Raw genomic sequence first — 475 nt, 5'->3', positions numbered from 1 at the left:
ACTCGATGATCTTGGAGACGACGCCTGCGCCGACGGTGCGGCCGCCCTCGCGGATGGCGAAGCGGAGCTTCTCCTCCATCGCGATCGGGGCGATCAGCGTCACCTCGAACTTCAGGTTGTCGCCCGGCATCACCATCTCGGTGCCCTCCGGCAGCGCCACGGTCCCGGTCACGTCGGTGGTCCGGAAGTAGAACTGCGGCCGGTAGTTGGTGAAGAACGGCGTGTGCCGGCCGCCCTCCTCCTTGGTCAGGATGTAGGCCTCGGCCTCGAACTTGGTGTGCGGCTTCACCGAGCCCGGCTTGCACAGCACCTGGCCGCGCTCGACATCCTCGCGGCCGATGCCGCGCAGCAGCGCGCCGATGTTGTCGCCGGCCTCGCCGCGGTCGAGCAGCTTGCGGAACATCTCGACACCGGTGCAGGTGGTCTTCTTGCTCTCGCGGATGCCGACGATCTCGATCTCCTCGCCCACCGTCAC

General features: G+C 67.6%; 1 protein-coding gene. It reads right to left on the bottom strand.

Annotation, left to right across the window (positions count from 1 at the left end; genetic code table 11):
* A partial coding sequence (locus tag QSJ97_RS24700; RefSeq protein WP_285675161.1) for an EF-Tu C-terminal domain-related protein occupies positions 1-475 on the bottom strand: 475 nt, incomplete at both ends.

The organism is Paralimibaculum aggregatum (genome assembly GCF_030270585.1).
Classification (GTDB): Bacteria; Pseudomonadota; Alphaproteobacteria; order Rhodobacterales; family Rhodobacteraceae; genus Thermohalobaculum; species Thermohalobaculum aggregatum.
The sequence above is the reverse complement of the archived record's forward strand: the minus strand, read 5'-3'. Positions and strand labels throughout refer to the sequence as shown.